Genomic DNA, 17,018 nt, shown 5'->3' on the forward strand with positions numbered 1-17,018 from the left:
CTGTAAGGTCAAACCTCCTGTATGAATCTGGAGGAGGAAGTTCTGGTGCTCCGGGATGTTCTGATACCCGGAGGGAGGGTCTGTGATATTACCCTTTCAGACGGCAGGGTTTCCCATCTTGGCGCATCAGGAAAGGCTGATACGATATACAAATGTAACGATCAGATCGTCCTTCCTGCAGGCATTGATATGCATGTGCATATGCGAGACGGAATCCAGGCTCAAAAAGAAGACTGGGAGTCTGGAACTAAAAGTGCTCTTGCCGGAGGAGTGACTGTTGTTGTTGACCAGCCGAACACTATACCTCCTATAACAACCGGGAAGATTCTTCAGGATCGTGCGCACCTTGCAGAGGAGCAGGCATACTGCAACTTTGCCATAAATGCGGGTGTTACAACTGATGCTGATCTGGAAGGCATGGCACGGGCCGGTGCAATGGCATTTGGAGAAACGTTTGCCGGTCCTTCTAGTTATGGAGAGGCTCTCACGCGTGACGATCTTGAGTCTGCTATTCATACCATCAAAAACCTCGACGGACTTGTGACACTCCATGCTGAAGTTGTGCAAGAGGGTCAGGACAACACACTTGCTACACATGATACGCTGCGATCCATCGCTGGAGAAAAACAGGCAGTTCAAATAATCCAGGAAATTGCTACACCAGGATCCCGGATACATTTCTGTCACATTTCATGTGCCGACACGATATCGACTATAAAAAGTAAAGATATTGGGACTATCGAGGTGACCCCTCATCACCTCTTTCTTTCACATGATTCCTGTACTCCTGATGATACACATGCCAAGGTTAACCCTCCTCTGCGGACAGAACATGAACGTAAGCGGTTATGGGAATGCTGGAACAAGATAGATGTCATTGCTTCTGATCACGCTCCCCATACACTACAGGAAAAATCAGTACCCTTCTCTGATGCTCCTTCCGGAATTCCTGGAGTTGAAACCATGATTCCTCTTCTTATGGCTGAAGTACATAATGGAAGAATTTCACGTATCGATGTTATAGAAAAGACTTCAACGAACCCTGCCCGGATCCTCGGGATTGAGCCTGCCGGGTACCAGCCGGGAATGCGTGCTGATTTCGCTCTCTATCCAAAAGTCTGTACCTCAATTCAGGCAGAAAATCTCTTCTCCAAAGCAGGATGGACTCCATATGAAGGGATGGAAGGTGTATTTCCTGATACGGTAATCATGGCAGGACAAGTGGCATATGATCAGAAGGCCTGCATTAAAACGAATCCTACCTGGATAAAGGGAAGAGGATATATCCCGGTGAAGTAAATAGTGTGGTGTGCCTTCCTCATTTCCATAGGTCCCCGGGAGATCTAATGAAGACTCAAGAGATGATCCATGGGACAACCCGGAAATGGTACATATTACGGCACCGCCCGGCAGAGGGCGTTTAATGGGTGAAGGACGGCAAAAGCCACTGATGATAACCATTTGTTAATGCCGGGTGACAACTCTTATGACAACTCCTGATGAGATCAGGGCTTCTCTTGTTGCCACTGATGGCGGTACTATTTTCACTATAGAAGTTTCAGCAAACAGCCGTGTCGAACGGTTTCCCACTGGCTATAATAGATGGCGTCAGGCAATTGGCATTCAGGTCAGGGCTCCTGCAGTAGAGGGAAAAGCCAACAAGGCAATCATGGGCCTTATCGCTGAAACCCTGAATGTTCCAAAGACTAATGTCCATATAATCAGCGGACAGACTTCATCGGTAAAGAGAATTAAGATAGATCAAGTCTCTGATGAAGACCTTGCACAAAAACTGACTGCTCTCATATCAGCATCATCGTAGTTTTTTTGTTGTTCCTCTTGGGAATCATCGTATTGTTTAAATACTTTGTGAGAGACTGTCTTCCCATAATTATGGTAATTATTGTTGTTTGTGGAGGTAGTGGGATTGTATGAGCAGGAGACTACGAAATACCGGATACACCTTACCGTTCAGGCAGAAGGGGTGGTTGACCGGTCGGACGTAGTCGGTGCTATATTTGGACAGGTTGAAGGTCTCCTAGGCTCTGAACTCGAATTACGTGAATTGCAACGTCAGGGTAGACTTGGCAGGATTGATGTCCGGGTCGTAAGCAAACAGGGTCGGTCTTCTGGTGAGATCCTTGTTTCTACTTCACTGGATCGTGCAGAGACTGCAATCCTTGCCGCATCCATGGAGACTATCAGCCGTGTAGGTCCATGCGCTGCTCAGGTTCAGGTTCAGAACATTGAAGATATCAGGGTCACGAAGCGAAACCAGATCATAGAACGAGCTAAAGCACTTCTTCTTGAGTTTGAGGAACCGGGTATTGATCCCGAATCACTTATTGATGCAGTCAGGGAAAGCCAGCGTATTGAGAAGATTGAGACAATAGGCCCAGATAATGTTCCTGCTGGTCCGAATGTCCTTCAGTCAGATGCGATCATTGTCGTTGAAGGCAGGGCAGATGTGATCAATCTGCTGAGAGCTGGTATTAAAAATGCAATTGCTGTTGAGGGAACCAGTGTTCCAGGTACGATCATCAGTATGTGTCATAAGAAAACTGCAACTGCTTTTCTGGATGGAGATCGCGGTGGTGATCTTATTCTTCGTGAACTTCTCGAAGTGACTGACATTGATTTTGTTGCATTTCCTCCCAGGGGAGAATCAGTAGAGGATCTCTCGCGTAAAGAGATCATCAAATCCCTGCGTAATAAAGTTCCAATAGAGTATGTACTCGAGGACCGCGTAGCAGAATACTTATCGAACCGTGACAAAGAGGGAAAAACAGTCCAGAAGAATGAAGAGCCTGAAGAAGAAGTATCATCTCCACAGGAACCTGAAGAGATGCCTGAATCTTCTGTTTCTGAACCTGTAGAACCAGATCAGGCATCTCCTGAATCACCTATAGACGAAGAAGTATCAGAGCCCCCTTACAAGCCACGCTCAGTCTTTACTCATATCAGTGAAGTCCGGGAACGGGGAGTTATCAGGATGTTGTCAGGAGAAGGAGATGTGGTTCTTGAGATGCCGGTGTCACAGATTGAGGATTCTCCTATTCCAGATGACCAGACATTTCAGGGAGTTGTCATTGACCAGGATGTAAATCAGCAGCTTCTTGATCAACTATCACTCCTTGGCATTAAATTCCTGGCTGCACCTTCATTTACCGGAATTGTCAGGCGTCCTGCATCTGTTCGTCTTATTCCTTTTAGATAAGCCAACTGGCTCATTATTTTATATTTTTTAAGTTAATGTATACATGAGGAGTGATAGTGTGCATAAAGAGGAATTAATCTCACTCCATCAGATGCTCATCGATGTGAAGGATTACCTTCAGGAAAATAATCCTGATTCTGACTTTAGTGAGTATGAGTCACTGAAGATAACTCCTACACAGATTCACAGGAGCAAAGTGGAGCACAAATATGCAATATTTGTGTTGGGTAATGCTATTGCAAAGGCAATGAAAAATATTGAGAATCCTTCAACCGCTCATATGTCATCCCGTATGCAGGAGATGGCAGAAAAAGCCTTGAAAGAGATTGAGTGTGGATCCTGATAAGATCCACCAAATGTTGTTTTGTTTACTGTTTTTCTATCTTTCTTTGTTCAACCAGATACTCGGCAAGAAGTCTGGGGATTGGTGCTTCCATGCAGTGCCAGTTCGGAGTCCCGTTGACTTCGAGAACAGTATATGTATCTCCATGAATCAGGAGATCAACTCCTCCATAATCAACCCCGGCACTTTTAGTTGCCCGTGATGCAATATCATTGATCTCCGGGGTAATGGGTACTGCACTACCACAACCACCCTGGTGAATATTGTGCGTCAGACTGTCAGATACCCGCATAATTGCGCCGACAGCTTCACCATCTATCACGAAGACTCTGAAGTCTCGATCGTTTGGAATATATTCCTGCAGATAGTATGGAGGCTCACCAAGTTGCTCTTCTGATTCAACGAGAACTATCCCAACACCATCAAATCCATACACCGGTTTTGATACCGCTTTCCCGTGTTTTTTGATAAACTCTCCGGCAAGATAACGTGACTCGGTGAAAAAGGTCTCCGGAGTTGGAACATCATCTTTCATAAGAAGGGCTGAGGTCTTCACCTTGCTTGCACAGGTGACTATTCCTTCTGGTGGGTTGATAACCCTGTTATGGAGTGCCAGAGCAGAGAGAGTTTCGAAGTTATGTCCATTTTGTCTTATACCACAGGCCCAGATGGTCTCCCGCTCCAGCCCGCATGAGAATGGGTCTATGGCTTCAAGGAATAATGCCTGATAGCGCTCCCCCATCCGGTCGAGTTCATCCATTACCATGCGGGTAGAGTTATCTGATGGTATATCGGTTGGTTTTGGGATTATGGTTATCATACTAAAAAAAGTTATTCTGACTGTTGACTGTATTTCTTCCAGACCTGTTCCCGGTATACAGGGCCACTGTTATAGGTACAGAAAGGAATCAGTTTACCATCAGGCGTAGCGTAGTGAATGCAGCACCTGTTCACCCGGTCGATATCATAGTTGTAATTATCCATGAAGTGCATCGTACCGATGAAGAGTGCATTCCAGTGAAATGACCTGAGGGAATCAAAGTTATGGGTGATAAGGGTCTTCCCAAGGATCTTCCAGACATCAAGCCCCTTATTCTTCTCATCACCCTTGAACTGGTTATAAAACTCCCTGAGGCCGTTGATGGCAACCATCTTCTTTGAAAGTGTGCCACTCTTCTCAAGTTTCCGTGATAACTGTTCAATTGAGTTGAAGAATGCATCCACATCAACTATCCTGTTGATTGGAACAATTCCCTCTTCTCTGACAAAGACATAGGTTGCCGCACCACAATGCTGATGCGCAGTAAATTTGATCTGTGATTTTCCGGTATATGCTTCAACAAAGTCTGAAACCGGAACAACACAGGGCACTGGATAAAAGTCATTTTTTAAAATGGCTCCATCTGTCTGTGACTCTATTCTGTCTAAAAGTTCAGGAATTGTAATTCGTTCACGGTTTAAATCTTCCTGGTTTGCTGCACCTGTAAAAGAGACCGGCTGGAAGTTGACACCCCTGATGACTGAAATGTTCTCGGTGGCAAACCTGATGATTCCACCAATTTCATGGTCGTTCTTTGTCTTGATGATCGTTGGCACCAGGACAATACCAAGGCCGACCTTCTTGCAGTTTTCTACCGCTTTCAGATCATGGTTTATTTTGAAATTGGTTTCTTTTGTAACTCCATCAAAATGCAGGTATACAGTCTGAAGACCTGCATCTTTGAGTTGTCGAGCATAATCGGGATCTGAAGCTAGTTTTATTCCGTTTGTTGCGAGTTGAACCTGAAGAAATCCCAGTTCTTTAGCTAACCGGAGAATATCCGGAAGATCATCCCGCATAGTGGGTTCCCCACCAGCAAACTGGACTGCAGGGGCTGCATTTGGTTTTTCAGAACGAAGAACCTGAAGCATACCTCTGATCTGTTCAAACGTTGGCTCATACACATACCCGCATGCTCTTGCATTTGCAAAACAAAACTCACAGTTCAGGTTACACCGGTTTGTCAGGTCAATATTTGCAAGTAGTGTTGTAGAGTGGTGGTGATTACAGATTCCGCAGTCATTTGGACAGGAACTGATGTCAGTAGTTATTTGTGGGTTATCAAGACCATTTCCTGTAATATTATATTCATCATATCTTTTGTACAGTTCAGCATCATCCCAGTACAGAAACGAAAACGGACCATGTTCCGGGCATGTGCGATCGATATATATCCGCCCCTCCCGTTCGTAGATTTCAGCATCGAGAACTTTTTTGCATACAGGGCAGAGACTTTTTGTCTTTTTCAGAAGGATAATATCACCCACCACAGGTTTGAAGATATCTGGTTCGAAACGCTTGTATCTGTTATTTATGCAGATTAGACGCTTATATTTATTCAGGAGTGAGCATCTATAATCTTCTATCTCTTTCTTACAATAGCATCGGCCTTCTGGGTGATGCTCCCTGCATATGTTCCAAATTCAGCAGCTGCAGCTGTCGGCGGAGGGATTCCCATAGACGGTGGTCATACCTGGTATGATGGAAAAAGGATTCTTGGCGATGGAAAAACCATTCGAGGATTTTTTGGCGGGGTAGCCTGTGGTTGCATCATAGGCATTCTACAGATAATGGCGCAGGGACAGCCGGTCTTCTCAATGCTTCCTAAGTTAAACATCTTTTCTGTCTTGCTTCTTGCAACCGGCGCTCTTGTTGGTGACATGGTAAAAAGTTTCTTCAAGCGCCGGGCAGGAATTGAACGGGGAGGAAAATGGCCTCTTGTTGACCAGTATGATTTCGTGGCTGGTGCATTCCTGTTTCTCTTTGTTGGAAATCCGGCATTTGCATTCTCAGTCCTGACTGTCCCGGTAATCATCGCTATTCTGATTATCACGCCAGTATTACACCGGGTTGTTAATATTATTGGATACAAAATGGGAGTGAAAGACGTTCCATGGTAGAAAAAAGTCTTAAGGATCAGTTAATTCAGATTGGTGCAATTCGATTTGGTAATTTTACACTGGCATCTGGAAAGAAGAGTGATGTATATATTGACATTAAAATGGCTATGACTCACCCTGAAATCCTGAAATCCATTGCAGTTTCTGTCATGGATCAGAAACTGGAATGGGATGTGGTTGCCGGGGTAGCAGTTGGCGGTGTTCCTCTGGCTGTTGCATCATCTCTTGAGAGTGGAAGGCCTTATGTAATCATACGAAAAGAGCAGAAAACACATGGTCTCTCCTCCCTTATCATCGGTGATGTGAAAGGGAAACGAGTCGTCATGATAGAAGATGTTACTACATCTGGAGGGTCTGCTCTCTTTGGTGTTGATCAGATCAGACAGGCAGGCGGCGTTATAACTGACATAATATCAGTTGTAGATAGGGGTGAGGGAGCAGAAGAGACACTTTCCAATGCAGGGATAAAACTGACTTCTCTGGTTTCCAAAAGCGATCTTGTTCAGAAATAGGTATTAACATAATCTAGCCCATCTTTTTATGATGTTATATGAGTGGTTTGATACACTCTTTCTGATGAATGCCTTACGTTCGGTTAATTGTAAGATCGTCAGAGTAATTACGCATGGCTGACAAATAGTCACAGGACAGAGAATCAGGCAGGCAACCGTGTCATTTTATTGATTTGGTAGCAGCCGTAATTGTGTTTCTCTATACAATAGATGCTCTGTATATCCGGGTATTGCTGTTCCCGGTAAATATCAAAAAATCCAGAAGATAGCGCATGAATACAAACACTCATCAGGAAAGCAGGCAGCAGATGAAGGTTCTCGTTGTCGGGAGCGGAGGCAGAGAGCATGCTATAGCACAGGCTCTCTCAAAAGGCCAGGATATTGTTGTCTACGCAGCAATGACACGCATCAATCCGGGCATCGCTGCCCTGTCACAGGAGTATATTATCACAAGGGAGACAGCTTCCCGGGAGATTACAGACTTCTGTACCAGAAACCAGATTGGGTATGCGTTTATCGGTCCAGAAGTTCCTCTAGAGGCCGGGGTTGTCGACTCCTTAATTTCAGCAGGAGTACTCTGTGTTGGTCCGAAAAAGATGGCAGCACAGATAGAGACAGATAAAGCCTTCTGCAGGAACCTGATGAAACAATATAACATTCCGGGTTTACCTGGATATCATATATTTCAAGGTCCCGATGAAGCGATAACCTTCCTGAAGACCACATCATCTGATTTTGCAATTAAACCGATCGGACTTACCGGAGGAAAAGGAGTCAGGATCATGGGTGAGCATGTTGATCAGGATGGCGCTTGTGAGTACATTCGTGAAATAAATGGCGGCGTAGTTATTGAGGAACGTCTGATCGGTGAGGAGTTCACTCTTCAGGCATTTGTAGATGGGAAAAACCTGGTCCCTATGCCTCTGGTTCAGGATCATAAGAGAGCCTTCGAAGGTGATACCGGACCAAATACCGGCGGTATGGGATCATATACTCTTCCAGATCACCGGATGCCATTCATCACCGATGATGAATATGATCAGGCCCTAGCGATCATGAAAAAGGTTGTAGCTGCCCTTGAAACTGAGGGATATCCGTATGTTGGAATCCTCTATGGTCAGTTTATGAATACTGCCCGTGGTCCGATGGTTATCGAGTTTAATGCAAGATTTGGAGACCCTGAAGCAATGAATGTCCTTAGCCTTTTAAGTTCAGACATCGGAGATGTGATCCGGGGAGTTACAACAGGGACCCTTGATAAGATCAGAATTTCCTTTGAAAACAAGGCCACGGTTTGCAAATATATTGTTCCTGACGGGTACCCTGATAATCCTCATGCCGGCAATCTCATAATACCCGGGGATGGAGGACCTGCACTGCTGTATTATGCATCAGTTGTCAGGGAAGGAGATCACCTGATTACGCAGTCATCACGAACCATGGCGTATGTTGGTATTGGTGATACCCTGGAAGAGGCTGAGAAGATAGCAGAAGCCGCAGCAGCATCGGTCCAGGGACCTGTTCGTCACCGCCGTGATGTGGGAACCATGGATGTCCTTAAAAAGAGGATAGATCACATGCAGGAGATTAGATGAAAAAAGATTTTGTCTCGATTCTTGATATTTCACGTGACGAACTTGGCGAATTGATCGCAACGTCCCGCAGACTCAAAGAAGAGAGACGGGTCGGGGTTTTTCCTCCTCATCTTTCACAGAAGACTCTTGGCATGATCTTTGAAAAATCATCAACCAGAACAAGGATCTCGTTTGAAGTGGGCATGTATGAGCTGGGTGGTCATGCCCTGTTCCTTAATCCCAAGGATATGCAACTGGGAAGAGGAGAAGCAATTCGTGATACTGCACGGGTTATGTCTCGGTTTGTTTCAGCCATCATGATCAGGGCAAACTCACACCAGAGTGTAACCGAACTTGCAGTTCATGCTGATATCCCGGTGATAAATGGTCTCTCTGATTGTGAACATCCCTGCCAGATTCTTGCAGATATTATGACCATTGTAGAGCACCTGCACAGGATAGAAAAAGTAACAGTTGCCTGGGTTGGAGATGGAAATAATGTATGTAACTCACTTATTCTGAGCACTATCCTCACCGGTATGGAGGTCAGAATTGCATGTCCTCCTCAGTATAAACCATCACTTGAATATATTGAACAGGCCAGGAGTGAAGGGGCGATAATAGAACTGGGAGAAGATCCCATTGCAGCAGTTCAAAATGCTGATGTGGTTATGACCGATACCTGGGTATCTATGGGTCACGAGGAAGAAACAAAGGAACGTGAGAAGATATTTGCTCCCTACCAGGTGAATATGGATCTCCTGAGCCATGCCAAACCAGGAGCAATTGTCATGCACTGTCTACCCGCACATCGTGGCAGTGAGATCACCGATGAAGTGATTGACAGCAGCAGAAGTGTCGTATGGGACCAGGCAGAAAACCGGCTCCATGTTCAGAAGGCCCTTCTCCTCCGTTTGTTGGCGTAAGTACTGTAATTATATATAATCAATTTTCTTTTTTATTCCTGAAATTTTAATAAAAAAGGGTTATTCTGTTATTTCGCGTTTGAAGATAAACATCGTTGAGATAAATCCGAAGACGATGTTGAGATAGAACATAATGAGTCGCCAGAGAAGGATAAAGATCCCAAGTGCTGCTGTCGGGACAAAGAGAGCATAGAGCGAAGCTGCAGATAGCTCTGCAACACCTGACGCACCCGGTGTAATCGGGATCATACTTACGAGGGCGATAATGATCTGGGCAAGCATGGATTCAGAAACCGAGGGTGGAAGACCAAGCCCCATTAGAATTACAGATGCCACCACAAACTCTGAGAACCAGAATAGGATGGTACAGACAGACCCCCAGACAAAACCGGATTTTCCATGTTTTGCAAAGGCGTTGATTCCACAACAGAAATTATCAAATTCAACATCTGTCCGTGTAATAATCTTCTGAAATGATGGTTTCTTCATCTTAACTTCTATCCAGTGAAGAAACCGCATAACCAGCCGTTTTGCAGGGTCTGGATACCGTACTGCATACACAAGCAGGAGAACAAAAAAGATCAAAAGAAACAGGGAAAAGAAGATCACAAAGATGATTCCACTGTTAAGAGACCAGATAACACTACCCATAATGAAGATACTGCATATACTGAGTCCTACCAGCATGATCGCATCAAGAACCCGCTCCATTATAACTACGGCAGTTGCGTCACCAACCGACATCTTTGCCTTGTAGAGCTCGTGAATCCTGACCGGTTCTCCTCCTGCCTGACCAGGGGTGAGGGCACCTGCAAGAAGATTTGCAACAACCATGTTGTAACAGTGAGCAAATGGTACATGGTATCCAAGAGAGAGAGACATCTTCTGGATACGAAGTGCCCAGAGAGCAAAGGAAATAAATCTGAGTGATAATGCTAGCATCAGGAAAAAGATGTTGATGTGTGCCAGGTAGGTGAGAGTTTCTTCGTTGAAAGTAGAACCTACCATCACAGCCAGAATGATAACGCTGATTCCGATTGAAATATATATCCATTTCTTCTGGCTTTTTTCCATTCTTTCTCCTAATTCTTGAATTTAAACTGAACTAATTGGATCTGACCCATATATCCGTCTTATGAATTAAATCTTGGATTCCAACCTACCTATGCAGGAAAAAGCCCAATAGTTTCCATAACCTGCCCGGCTCCATATAACCCACCATCGAGGTAAACAGCACCTATTAATGCTTCAATACATTCTGCAATAACGCGACCTGATGACCAGATATGCATACGCATCTCACCATTTCCCCAGTGAATATACTCATGAAGATGAATTGTTTCTCCTGCCCTGCGAAGGATGGACATGTTGACGAGATCCATTTTTTTTACTGATATCTCGCCCTTATCACAGCCACCCGTTTCAACAAGGCGGGTGAGAATATGTAGTTCAATCACTGCATCGCCCAGGGTTGCCAGAGCATCCATGTGGTTGGTTTCAGGATATCCCTGTTCCTGACAGTATGCCTTTCTGCTGAGTGCCCTCTCAAGAATATCAGGGTCAGCAAAGGTATACCCGATGATATCCTCGAGATTTGGTTTATCAGCAGAATAATGCATGTTTTATTTTGAAGTGAGATAGGAACAGATACTCTGTGCTGCTTTCTTGGCTCCACCCATTGCGAGGATTACTGTTGCTGCTCCGGTTGTAACATCTCCGGCAGCAAAGATCTTTGGATGTGACGTTTTTCCATCACCGTCTGCTATTACGTTGCCAGCCCGTCCACGTTCAATACCCTCTATCTCACGGACCAGTACCGGATTTGGTCCCTGTCCGATTGCCTGGATGACAACATCGCAATCGAGCGTGAATGTATCGCCATCGATGGGCTTTGCTGCCGGTCTTCCGCTGGCATCAAGTTCGCACATCTGCATCCTGACACATTCAACTCCCGTCACTACCTGCTCACCTAATATCCGGGTCGGGTTTGCACAGGTAATGAACTCAATTCCTTCTTCTTCTGCATGATGGATCTCAGCAAGTCGTGCAGGGAGATCTTCTGAGCGGCGTCGGTAGACGAGAGTTACTTTTGCTCCCATTCTTCGTGCTGTCCTTGCCGCATCCATTGCAACATTTCCTCCTCCTACAACAACTACCCGGCTGGCCTTTGCTATTGGTGTGTCGAATCTTGGAAACTGGTCTGCATGCATCAGGTTTACCCTGGTGAGAAACTCATTGGCTGAGTAGACGCCGTTCAGATGTTCACCAGGAATGTTCATGAAGTATGGAAGGCCTGCACCGGTTCCAAGCATCACAGCATCATATGTGAGAAGTTCAGAAAGCGAAACACTTTTCCCGACAAAATGGTTGAGTTTTACCTCAACTCCAAGTTTGAGCACCTGATCAAGTTCTGCATTTACAACATCTTTGGGAAGCCTGAATGCAGGAATTCCGTATGTCAGCACACCACCGGGGAGATGGAGAGACTCGTACATGACTACGCTGTGCCCTTCACGAGCCAGTTCTCCGGCAGCTGTGATCCCTGCCGGACCTGATCCAATCACTGCCACTCTCTTTCCGGTTGAAGGTTTTTTATCCTGGGGTTTGATACCTGTCCGGCGTTCTTCATCTGCAGCGAATCTTTCGAGCTGACCAATCCGGATTGGTTTATCCTTATTACCAAGGATACAGAGTATTTCACACTGTGTTTCCTGAGGACATACTCGTCCACAGATGGCTGGAAGCATGTTCTGGGTCTTTATTGAAACTGCTGCATTCGCAAAATTTCCTTCTGCAATTTCAGCGATAAATACAGGGATATTGATATTGACAGGACAGCCATCAACACATGCTGGTTTTTTACACTGTAGGCATCGGTTCGCTTCTGCAATTGCCTCTTCAGGAGAAAACCCGGTATCAACTTCCAGAAAGTCATGAATTCTGACTTCTGCAGGGCGGTCTCCCATTTATTTCCCCTCCGCACAGGAACATCCATGTTGATTCCAGAGTGCGATAGCCTCTTTTTCCTGCTCCATGTAATACCGCTGCCTCTGCATAAGCAGATCAAAGTCAACCTCATGGGCATCAAACTCCGGCCCATCCACACAGGCAAAGACTGTCTTTCCTGCTACCTGGCACCGGCATGATCCACACATACCTGTGCCATCTACCATGATGGGGTTCAGGGAAACAAAGGTCTTGATACCTTTATCCCGGGTCGCCATGGAGGTGATTTTCATCATAATAGCCGGTCCGATGATCCAGACTGCATCAATCTTCTGATCTGCGACAGTCTCCTTCAGGACATCTGCTGCAAAACCATGTCTTCCCTTTGAGCCGTCATCGGTTGTGACGTGGAGTTCATCACAGATCTCTCTCATTTCATCTTCAAAGATGAGCATCCCGGCATTCCTGGCCCCGATGATCCCGATGACTTTATTTCCTGCTTTTTTCAATGCCTCTGCAATACAGGGTGTTGAAGATATTCCAGCTCCACCACCAACAATTACACAGGTTCCCCATGATTTTACTTCACTTGGGTGACCAAGAGGTCCGACAATATCTGCAATATTGCCACCGGGTTTAATAGCTGCAAGGGCGTGGGTGGTCTTCCCGACTGCCATAAAAACGATTCTGACCAGATCTCCTCTAGCGCGGGAGATAGTAAGGGGTATCCGCTCTCCGGTCTCATCGATTCGGATGATTACAAACTGCCCTGCCTGTGCGTTTCGAGCAACATGTGGTGCATCAACCCAGATTTCAAATATCTTATCTGCTATCTCGTTTGATTTCTCTATTGTATACAAAAAAATGTCACATCCGGAAAGCTGGTCGTGTGCCTTATTTATTACCCGTTCAACTTCTTTACCTTACGCACGCGAACCGCAACCCCGCGGTGTGACCTTATCATCTCATCTGCTGACATCACAGCACGACCTGTTGCCATGGCATTCTCCCCAATGACTAGGATCTCATCGCCTTCCCTGACTGCAGGATCAGCCTCAACAACTCCCGGAGCAAGAATATCCCCCTGGGGAACAAAGTCGTCGATATAGACCCGGTACCCGGTGTCAATCATGCTCCATCCGTCAAAGGTCGGTCTGAGCATACCGGTTGAGGGTTCGAGAGAGAAGATCTGCTGACGCCCTTTCTTCACGATAACTTCAGGGTATGATCCTTTAACTTCAAGCCCAGGAACCCTGAGGTCATATCCGAACTGCATTGAGACCAAACCCCTGAGAAGATGATTCTTCACTTTCTTCTCGCCTGACAGTGCCTCGCTCAGTTGCCTGAGAGCTACGGGATCGGTTGGATGAGTAGAACAGGTAGACTCTAAGGTTATACCTGCCTGATCTGCAGCATCTGTTGCGATAAGAAGAGCATCACCATCAAGGTGTGCAATGACCCGGCGGTACTGGTGTTTCATGAGATACTTAGCAAGCGTGTCAGCGATCTGGAATCGTTCTTCGTGATCCCAATACCCGGTTACTGGGACATCATAGTGTGCTGCAGGATACACAAGCTCAACATCACGAGGGACAAGACCGAGTGGAGATGTGAGAATGAGTTCATGTGCACGCCTGCTGATAGCCTGGGTGAACTTGTGATGACTCTGAGAGAGTGAATATGGTTTTCTTGCTGAACAGGGAAGCAGAACAGCCACATCTGTAAGAGGTGGGATATATCTGGTGAGAAGGCGCTCTGCAAATCTCTTCACTTCAGGGCGGTGAATGCTGTCTCCAGTTGCTGCAATAAAGGGCGTGGATCTGGTCACCGGTGTGTGGTTCTCCATCAGGGCACTGCGATCCAGATGACGCATAATAGATACATACGGTGGCCTTGTTCGTACACGACCTTCAAGAAATTCCCTGAATGTTCCTGCTTTAATACGTGTCCTTATTAGGGCAAGTTCCTGTTTGAGGGCGTTTCGGTTATGTTCCCTGAGATCACCTGCTTTGCATCCCGGACACTGACAGAGACCTTCTGCCATGACTGTTTCAGGATAATCTCCATCAGGAAGGCAGAATCTGCCTTGGACAGCCTTGAGATCCACACCGGTAAAATCAAAGAGATCAAATCCGGCATGAACCAGAATGGCGGCGTTCTCTGGGAGCACTCCTCCCGGGAAATACCAGCAGGTGTCTGGAGGAATTCTTTCTTTTAGAATCTGCAGATGCCTGACAAAATCCCTGGGCTGCTGAATAAGAGTGTGCCAGTTCGGGGTTATGACTGCATCCCCGCTTGTTACCTCTTCAGGATGGTGGATATGCAACCGGATCGGTTGTTTTCCATCTGATGTGAAGAATTTCTTCACGAACTCTGGATCATCAGAGGGGAAAAAGGCATCAAGTTTCCTCTCTGTAAGGGCTGGAAAGAGTGAAGGTACATCTCCAGCCCACGGGAGGAGATATTCACTATCATCAATCCGGAGCCTTCCTGCTCTGCCGGTTCCATCACGTGCAGTAAATTCACAAGTCTTCAAGATCCACCTCCACGCTCGGGGCATTGCTTTCGATAATATTTTTCCAGATCGAACGACACCTGACAATTATTTTAGTATCCGGATTTGCTTTTGCAAGCCGCTCGATCCCAATGCAACCGGATTTGACCATCTCGTTGTCCCAGTCTGGTATCTCACTCTGACCTATTGGAAATGTTTCTGATAATTCCGGAGGATATGGGCCGAATGGTGGTTTAAAGAAGAAGACAGCATCATAACCACTGTGTACTTTCTGGTCAAACGTTACCAGTGCTCTTTTTCCAACCTCAAATCTCTCGACCATATCGTGATACCTGAGAACCTCTGTTCTCAGACAACTTTCAGTGCCCCTATAGAAAAACCGCCGTTTAGAGACCCGGTCCTGTTGTTTCAGTTCTTCTCCAAATGTGAGAAGTTCCCTATACCCGCGGAGCAGTTGCGGATGACCACGACACCGTTCATCTACAAGTTCCCAAAGAACTCCGTCTTTGATGGCTTGTCTGATTCTGTTTATCTCTGCAAGAGTCACGTGAAGATTATGCAATGCAAGAAGTCGCTCTTTATCCGGTGATTTCTGGAGTGATTCTGCCGTATGTGTACTACATACCTGACAGGCACATGGAAGGTACGAGAGTTCATGGAGATGATAACTTCCGTGTGTTGTCATGTAACGCCCGGCTTTTGCGTATAGGGCATATGCCGCAGAATCAAAGAGGTCACATCCCATTGCAACTGCAAGGGCAAACATGGATGGATGGCCGGCACCAAAGAGATGGACACATATCCCTGGTTTCAGGCCTCGCTTGGCAGCCATGACAACCCGTACAAGATCCTTGTACCGGTATGTTTCCATGAGTGGTACGACTGCACCAAGCGGGCAGAACTTGAGGCCCATTTCTGATATTTCCCTGCCTGCAAACTCTCTGAGATCCTCAAAAAGGCCACCCTGAACCGGACCTGCCAGGGTGTGATTTGCATGATTGGCAAATCCATTTGCTTCTTTCAGGCGGGACAGGGTTATTGCAAGTTCTTCTTCTACCTGCTCGCGTCCGGTGTCCGGATGAGTTGGAATATCAAGAGGAACGATAATGTCAGATCCAATCGCCTGCTGGAATTCAATGGTCTGCTGATTGGATATCTCCACTTCTCCGTATACGGAGAGCTGAAAAGATCCTGAATCGGTCATTATCACGCCATCGAAATCAAGCATTGCGTGAAGTCCCTCAGCAAGAGCCCGCTCCCTGAATTCAGTACTACGGGAGATGATGTATGCATTTGTTATCAGGGCCTGCACTCCCATATCCTGCATCTCCCTTGGGGTGATAATGGGCAGATGTGGGTTTATTACAGGAAGAAGAGCAGGTGTTTTTACTGTCTTTTTACCGTCGGAGAGCCGGCCGATCCTGCCAGCGATATCCTTTTCAAGAATCTCAAATGAAAGCGCCATTAATCGTGTTTCTCGCTAAATATCTGTCCTTCAAAGGTAAATACCTGCACAGAAGATTCAAGCCAGGACTTTGCAGGCAGTCCCGCCTTGTTGCATGTATGGTCCAAAAATTCACGTGTATTCCATCCCCATTCAACCGGAACCTGGGGAAGCAGAAGTCCTGATCTTCCAAACCCTTTCACAATGAGTCCATGTCTTCCAACCTCTATGGCACTGGTCCGCATATCCGGAGCAACCTCGAGAAGTTGCGGTTCTGTCAGAATGGTCACTTCCACTGATATGTGTGATAGCTCTTCGGCTTTTACCGGAGGGAAACGTGGATCTTCTGTTGAAGCACTGCATGCTGCGTCATGAATCGCCTCTTTAAGCGGAAGCACCGGATACGGATACCCAATACATCCTCGAAGTTCTCCATGAATTGTGAGTGTTACAAAGACCCCGCGTTTTTTGGAAAAGATTGCGGGCCAGGACGGCTCATCGTATGGTGTCCCGGCAATATGCTCATGCATTACACTCCGTGCATATGAGAGAGCAAGTCTACCCTCATCAGCAGTGAGCAGTTCCATGCCGAGTAATGAGG

General features: G+C 46.2%; 17 protein-coding genes. 8 read left to right on the plus strand and 9 right to left on the minus strand.

Annotated elements, in window-relative coordinates; all coding sequences use genetic code 11:
• The first annotated feature begins 21 nt into the window (after positions 1-21).
• From pyrC to DK846_RS03070, 4 genes are all read left to right on the plus strand, one after another.
• Entirely contained in the window at positions 22-1,299 is a 1,278-nt protein-coding gene (gene pyrC / locus DK846_RS03055) for a dihydroorotase (protein WP_109967428.1), read from the plus strand.
• Positions 1,300-1,486: 187 nt separating this feature from the next.
• A complete protein-coding gene (locus DK846_RS03060) occupies positions 1,487-1,822 on the plus strand; it encodes a DUF167 domain-containing protein (protein ID WP_109967429.1) in 336 nt (111 codons plus the stop codon).
• Positions 1,823-1,927: 105 nt separating this feature from the next.
• Positions 1,928-3,217, plus strand: a complete 1,290-nt coding sequence (gene dnaG, locus DK846_RS03065) for a DNA primase DnaG (RefSeq protein ID WP_109967793.1) — start codon at positions 1,928-1,930, stop codon at positions 3,215-3,217.
• Between the two features lie 58 nt (positions 3,218-3,275).
• Positions 3,276-3,560: a UPF0058 family protein gene (locus tag DK846_RS03070; protein ID WP_109967430.1), complete on the plus strand. Its 285-nt coding sequence runs from the start codon at positions 3,276-3,278 to the stop codon at positions 3,558-3,560.
• A gap of 25 nt (positions 3,561-3,585) precedes the next feature.
• Here DK846_RS03070 and DK846_RS03075 read toward each other — a convergent pair whose 3' ends face one another.
• Together DK846_RS03075 and tes are read right to left on the minus strand one after the other, a co-directional pair.
• Positions 3,586-4,380, minus strand: a complete 795-nt coding sequence (locus tag DK846_RS03075) for an ATP-grasp domain-containing protein (protein ID WP_109967431.1) — start codon at positions 4,378-4,380, stop codon at positions 3,586-3,588.
• 11 nt (positions 4,381-4,391) lie between these two features.
• The gene (gene tes / locus DK846_RS03080) at positions 4,392-5,855 is read right to left on the minus strand and encodes a tetraether lipid synthase Tes (protein ID WP_109967794.1); all 1,464 of its coding nucleotides are present in this window, start codon (positions 5,853-5,855) and stop codon (positions 4,392-4,394) included.
• Positions 5,856-5,999: 144 nt separating this feature from the next.
• On the opposite strand from tes, the gene DK846_RS03085 reads away from it, so the two are divergent.
• The 4 genes from DK846_RS03085 (at position 6,000) to argF (ending at position 9,512) form a co-directional block, all read left to right on the plus strand.
• Positions 6,000-6,500 (plus strand): CDP-2,3-bis-(O-geranylgeranyl)-sn-glycerol synthase, encoded by a 501-nt coding sequence (locus DK846_RS03085; protein WP_109967432.1) that lies wholly within the window; start codon positions 6,000-6,002, stop codon positions 6,498-6,500.
• Positions 6,494-7,012 (plus strand): orotate phosphoribosyltransferase, encoded by a 519-nt coding sequence (gene pyrE / locus DK846_RS03090; protein ID WP_109967433.1) that lies wholly within the window; start codon positions 6,494-6,496, stop codon positions 7,010-7,012. Before DK846_RS03085 ends, pyrE begins: the two co-directional genes overlap by 7 nt.
• A 272-nt stretch (positions 7,013-7,284) precedes the next feature.
• Positions 7,285-8,607 carry a phosphoribosylamine--glycine ligase gene (purD, locus tag DK846_RS03095; RefSeq protein ID WP_245926439.1) on the plus strand — a complete coding sequence of 441 codons (1,323 nt, stop codon included), beginning with the start codon at positions 7,285-7,287 and terminating at the stop codon, positions 8,605-8,607.
• Complete coding sequence (argF, locus tag DK846_RS03100) at positions 8,604-9,512, plus strand: ornithine carbamoyltransferase (protein WP_109967434.1); 909 nt, start codon at positions 8,604-8,606, stop codon at positions 9,510-9,512. The genes purD and argF overlap by 4 nt, the downstream gene beginning before the upstream one ends.
• A gap of 60 nt (positions 9,513-9,572) precedes the next feature.
• Here argF and DK846_RS03105 read toward each other — a convergent pair whose 3' ends face one another.
• From DK846_RS03105 to DK846_RS03135, 7 genes are all read right to left on the minus strand, one after another.
• Entirely contained in the window at positions 9,573-10,586 is a 1,014-nt protein-coding gene (locus tag DK846_RS03105; RefSeq protein WP_109967435.1) for a lysylphosphatidylglycerol synthase transmembrane domain-containing protein, read from the minus strand.
• A gap of 89 nt (positions 10,587-10,675) precedes the next feature.
• Positions 10,676-11,131 carry a ribonuclease III domain-containing protein gene (locus tag DK846_RS03110; protein ID WP_109967436.1) on the minus strand — a complete coding sequence of 152 codons (456 nt, stop codon included), beginning with the start codon at positions 11,129-11,131 and terminating at the stop codon, positions 10,676-10,678.
• 3 nt (positions 11,132-11,134) lie between these two features.
• Positions 11,135-12,478: an NADPH-dependent glutamate synthase gene (gltA, locus tag DK846_RS03115; RefSeq protein WP_109967437.1), complete on the minus strand. Its 1,344-nt coding sequence runs from the start codon at positions 12,476-12,478 to the stop codon at positions 11,135-11,137.
• The gene (locus tag DK846_RS03120; protein WP_109967438.1) at positions 12,479-13,318 is read right to left on the minus strand and encodes a sulfide/dihydroorotate dehydrogenase-like FAD/NAD-binding protein; all 840 of its coding nucleotides are present in this window, start codon (positions 13,316-13,318) and stop codon (positions 12,479-12,481) included.
• 41 nt (positions 13,319-13,359) lie between these two features.
• On the minus strand, positions 13,360-14,994 hold the full coding sequence (gene arcS, locus DK846_RS03125; RefSeq protein WP_245926440.1) for an archaeosine synthase subunit alpha: 1,635 nt from the start codon (positions 14,992-14,994) through the stop codon (positions 13,360-13,362).
• Positions 14,981-16,438: a tRNA guanosine(15) transglycosylase TgtA gene (tgtA, locus tag DK846_RS03130; RefSeq protein WP_109967440.1), complete on the minus strand. Its 1,458-nt coding sequence runs from the start codon at positions 16,436-16,438 to the stop codon at positions 14,981-14,983. The genes arcS and tgtA overlap by 14 nt, the downstream gene beginning before the upstream one ends.
• Positions 16,438-17,004 carry a TIGR00296 family protein gene (locus tag DK846_RS03135; RefSeq protein ID WP_109967441.1) on the minus strand — a complete coding sequence of 189 codons (567 nt, stop codon included), beginning with the start codon at positions 17,002-17,004 and terminating at the stop codon, positions 16,438-16,440. The genes tgtA and DK846_RS03135 overlap by 1 nt, the downstream gene beginning before the upstream one ends.
• Between the last annotated feature and the right edge of the window lie 14 nt (positions 17,005-17,018).

The organism is Methanospirillum lacunae, from assembly GCF_003173355.1.
In the GTDB taxonomy this organism is placed as follows: Archaea; Halobacteriota; Methanomicrobia; order Methanomicrobiales; family Methanospirillaceae; genus Methanospirillum; species Methanospirillum lacunae.

Excerpts from the sequence above, each read along its gene's own strand:
- pyrC (WP_109967428.1), top strand. The coding sequence starts at position 22 with ATGAATCTGGAGGAGGAAGTTCTGGTGCTCCGGGATGTTCTGATACCC.
- DK846_RS03060 (WP_109967429.1), top strand. The coding sequence starts at position 1,487 with ATGACAACTCCTGATGAGATCAGGGCTTCTCTTGTTGCCACTGATGGC.
- DK846_RS03075 (WP_109967431.1), bottom strand. The coding sequence starts at position 4,380 with ATGATAACCATAATCCCAAAACCAACCGATATACCATCAGATAACTCT.
- DK846_RS03085 (WP_109967432.1), top strand. The coding sequence starts at position 6,000 with ATGCTCCCTGCATATGTTCCAAATTCAGCAGCTGCAGCTGTCGGCGGA.
- pyrE (WP_109967433.1), top strand. The coding sequence starts at position 6,494 with ATGGTAGAAAAAAGTCTTAAGGATCAGTTAATTCAGATTGGTGCAATT.
- purD (WP_245926439.1), top strand. The coding sequence starts at position 7,285 with ATGAATACAAACACTCATCAGGAAAGCAGGCAGCAGATGAAGGTTCTC.
- argF (WP_109967434.1), top strand. The coding sequence starts at position 8,604 with ATGAAAAAAGATTTTGTCTCGATTCTTGATATTTCACGTGACGAACTT.
- DK846_RS03105 (WP_109967435.1), bottom strand. The coding sequence starts at position 10,586 with ATGGAAAAAAGCCAGAAGAAATGGATATATATTTCAATCGGAATCAGC.
- DK846_RS03110 (WP_109967436.1), bottom strand. The coding sequence starts at position 11,131 with ATGCATTATTCTGCTGATAAACCAAATCTCGAGGATATCATCGGGTAT.
- gltA (WP_109967437.1), bottom strand. The coding sequence starts at position 12,478 with ATGGGAGACCGCCCTGCAGAAGTCAGAATTCATGACTTTCTGGAAGTT.
- tgtA (WP_109967440.1), bottom strand. The coding sequence starts at position 16,438 with ATGGCGCTTTCATTTGAGATTCTTGAAAAGGATATCGCTGGCAGGATC.
- DK846_RS03135 (WP_109967441.1), bottom strand. The coding sequence starts at position 17,004 with ATGGAACTGCTCACTGCTGATGAGGGTAGACTTGCTCTCTCATATGCA.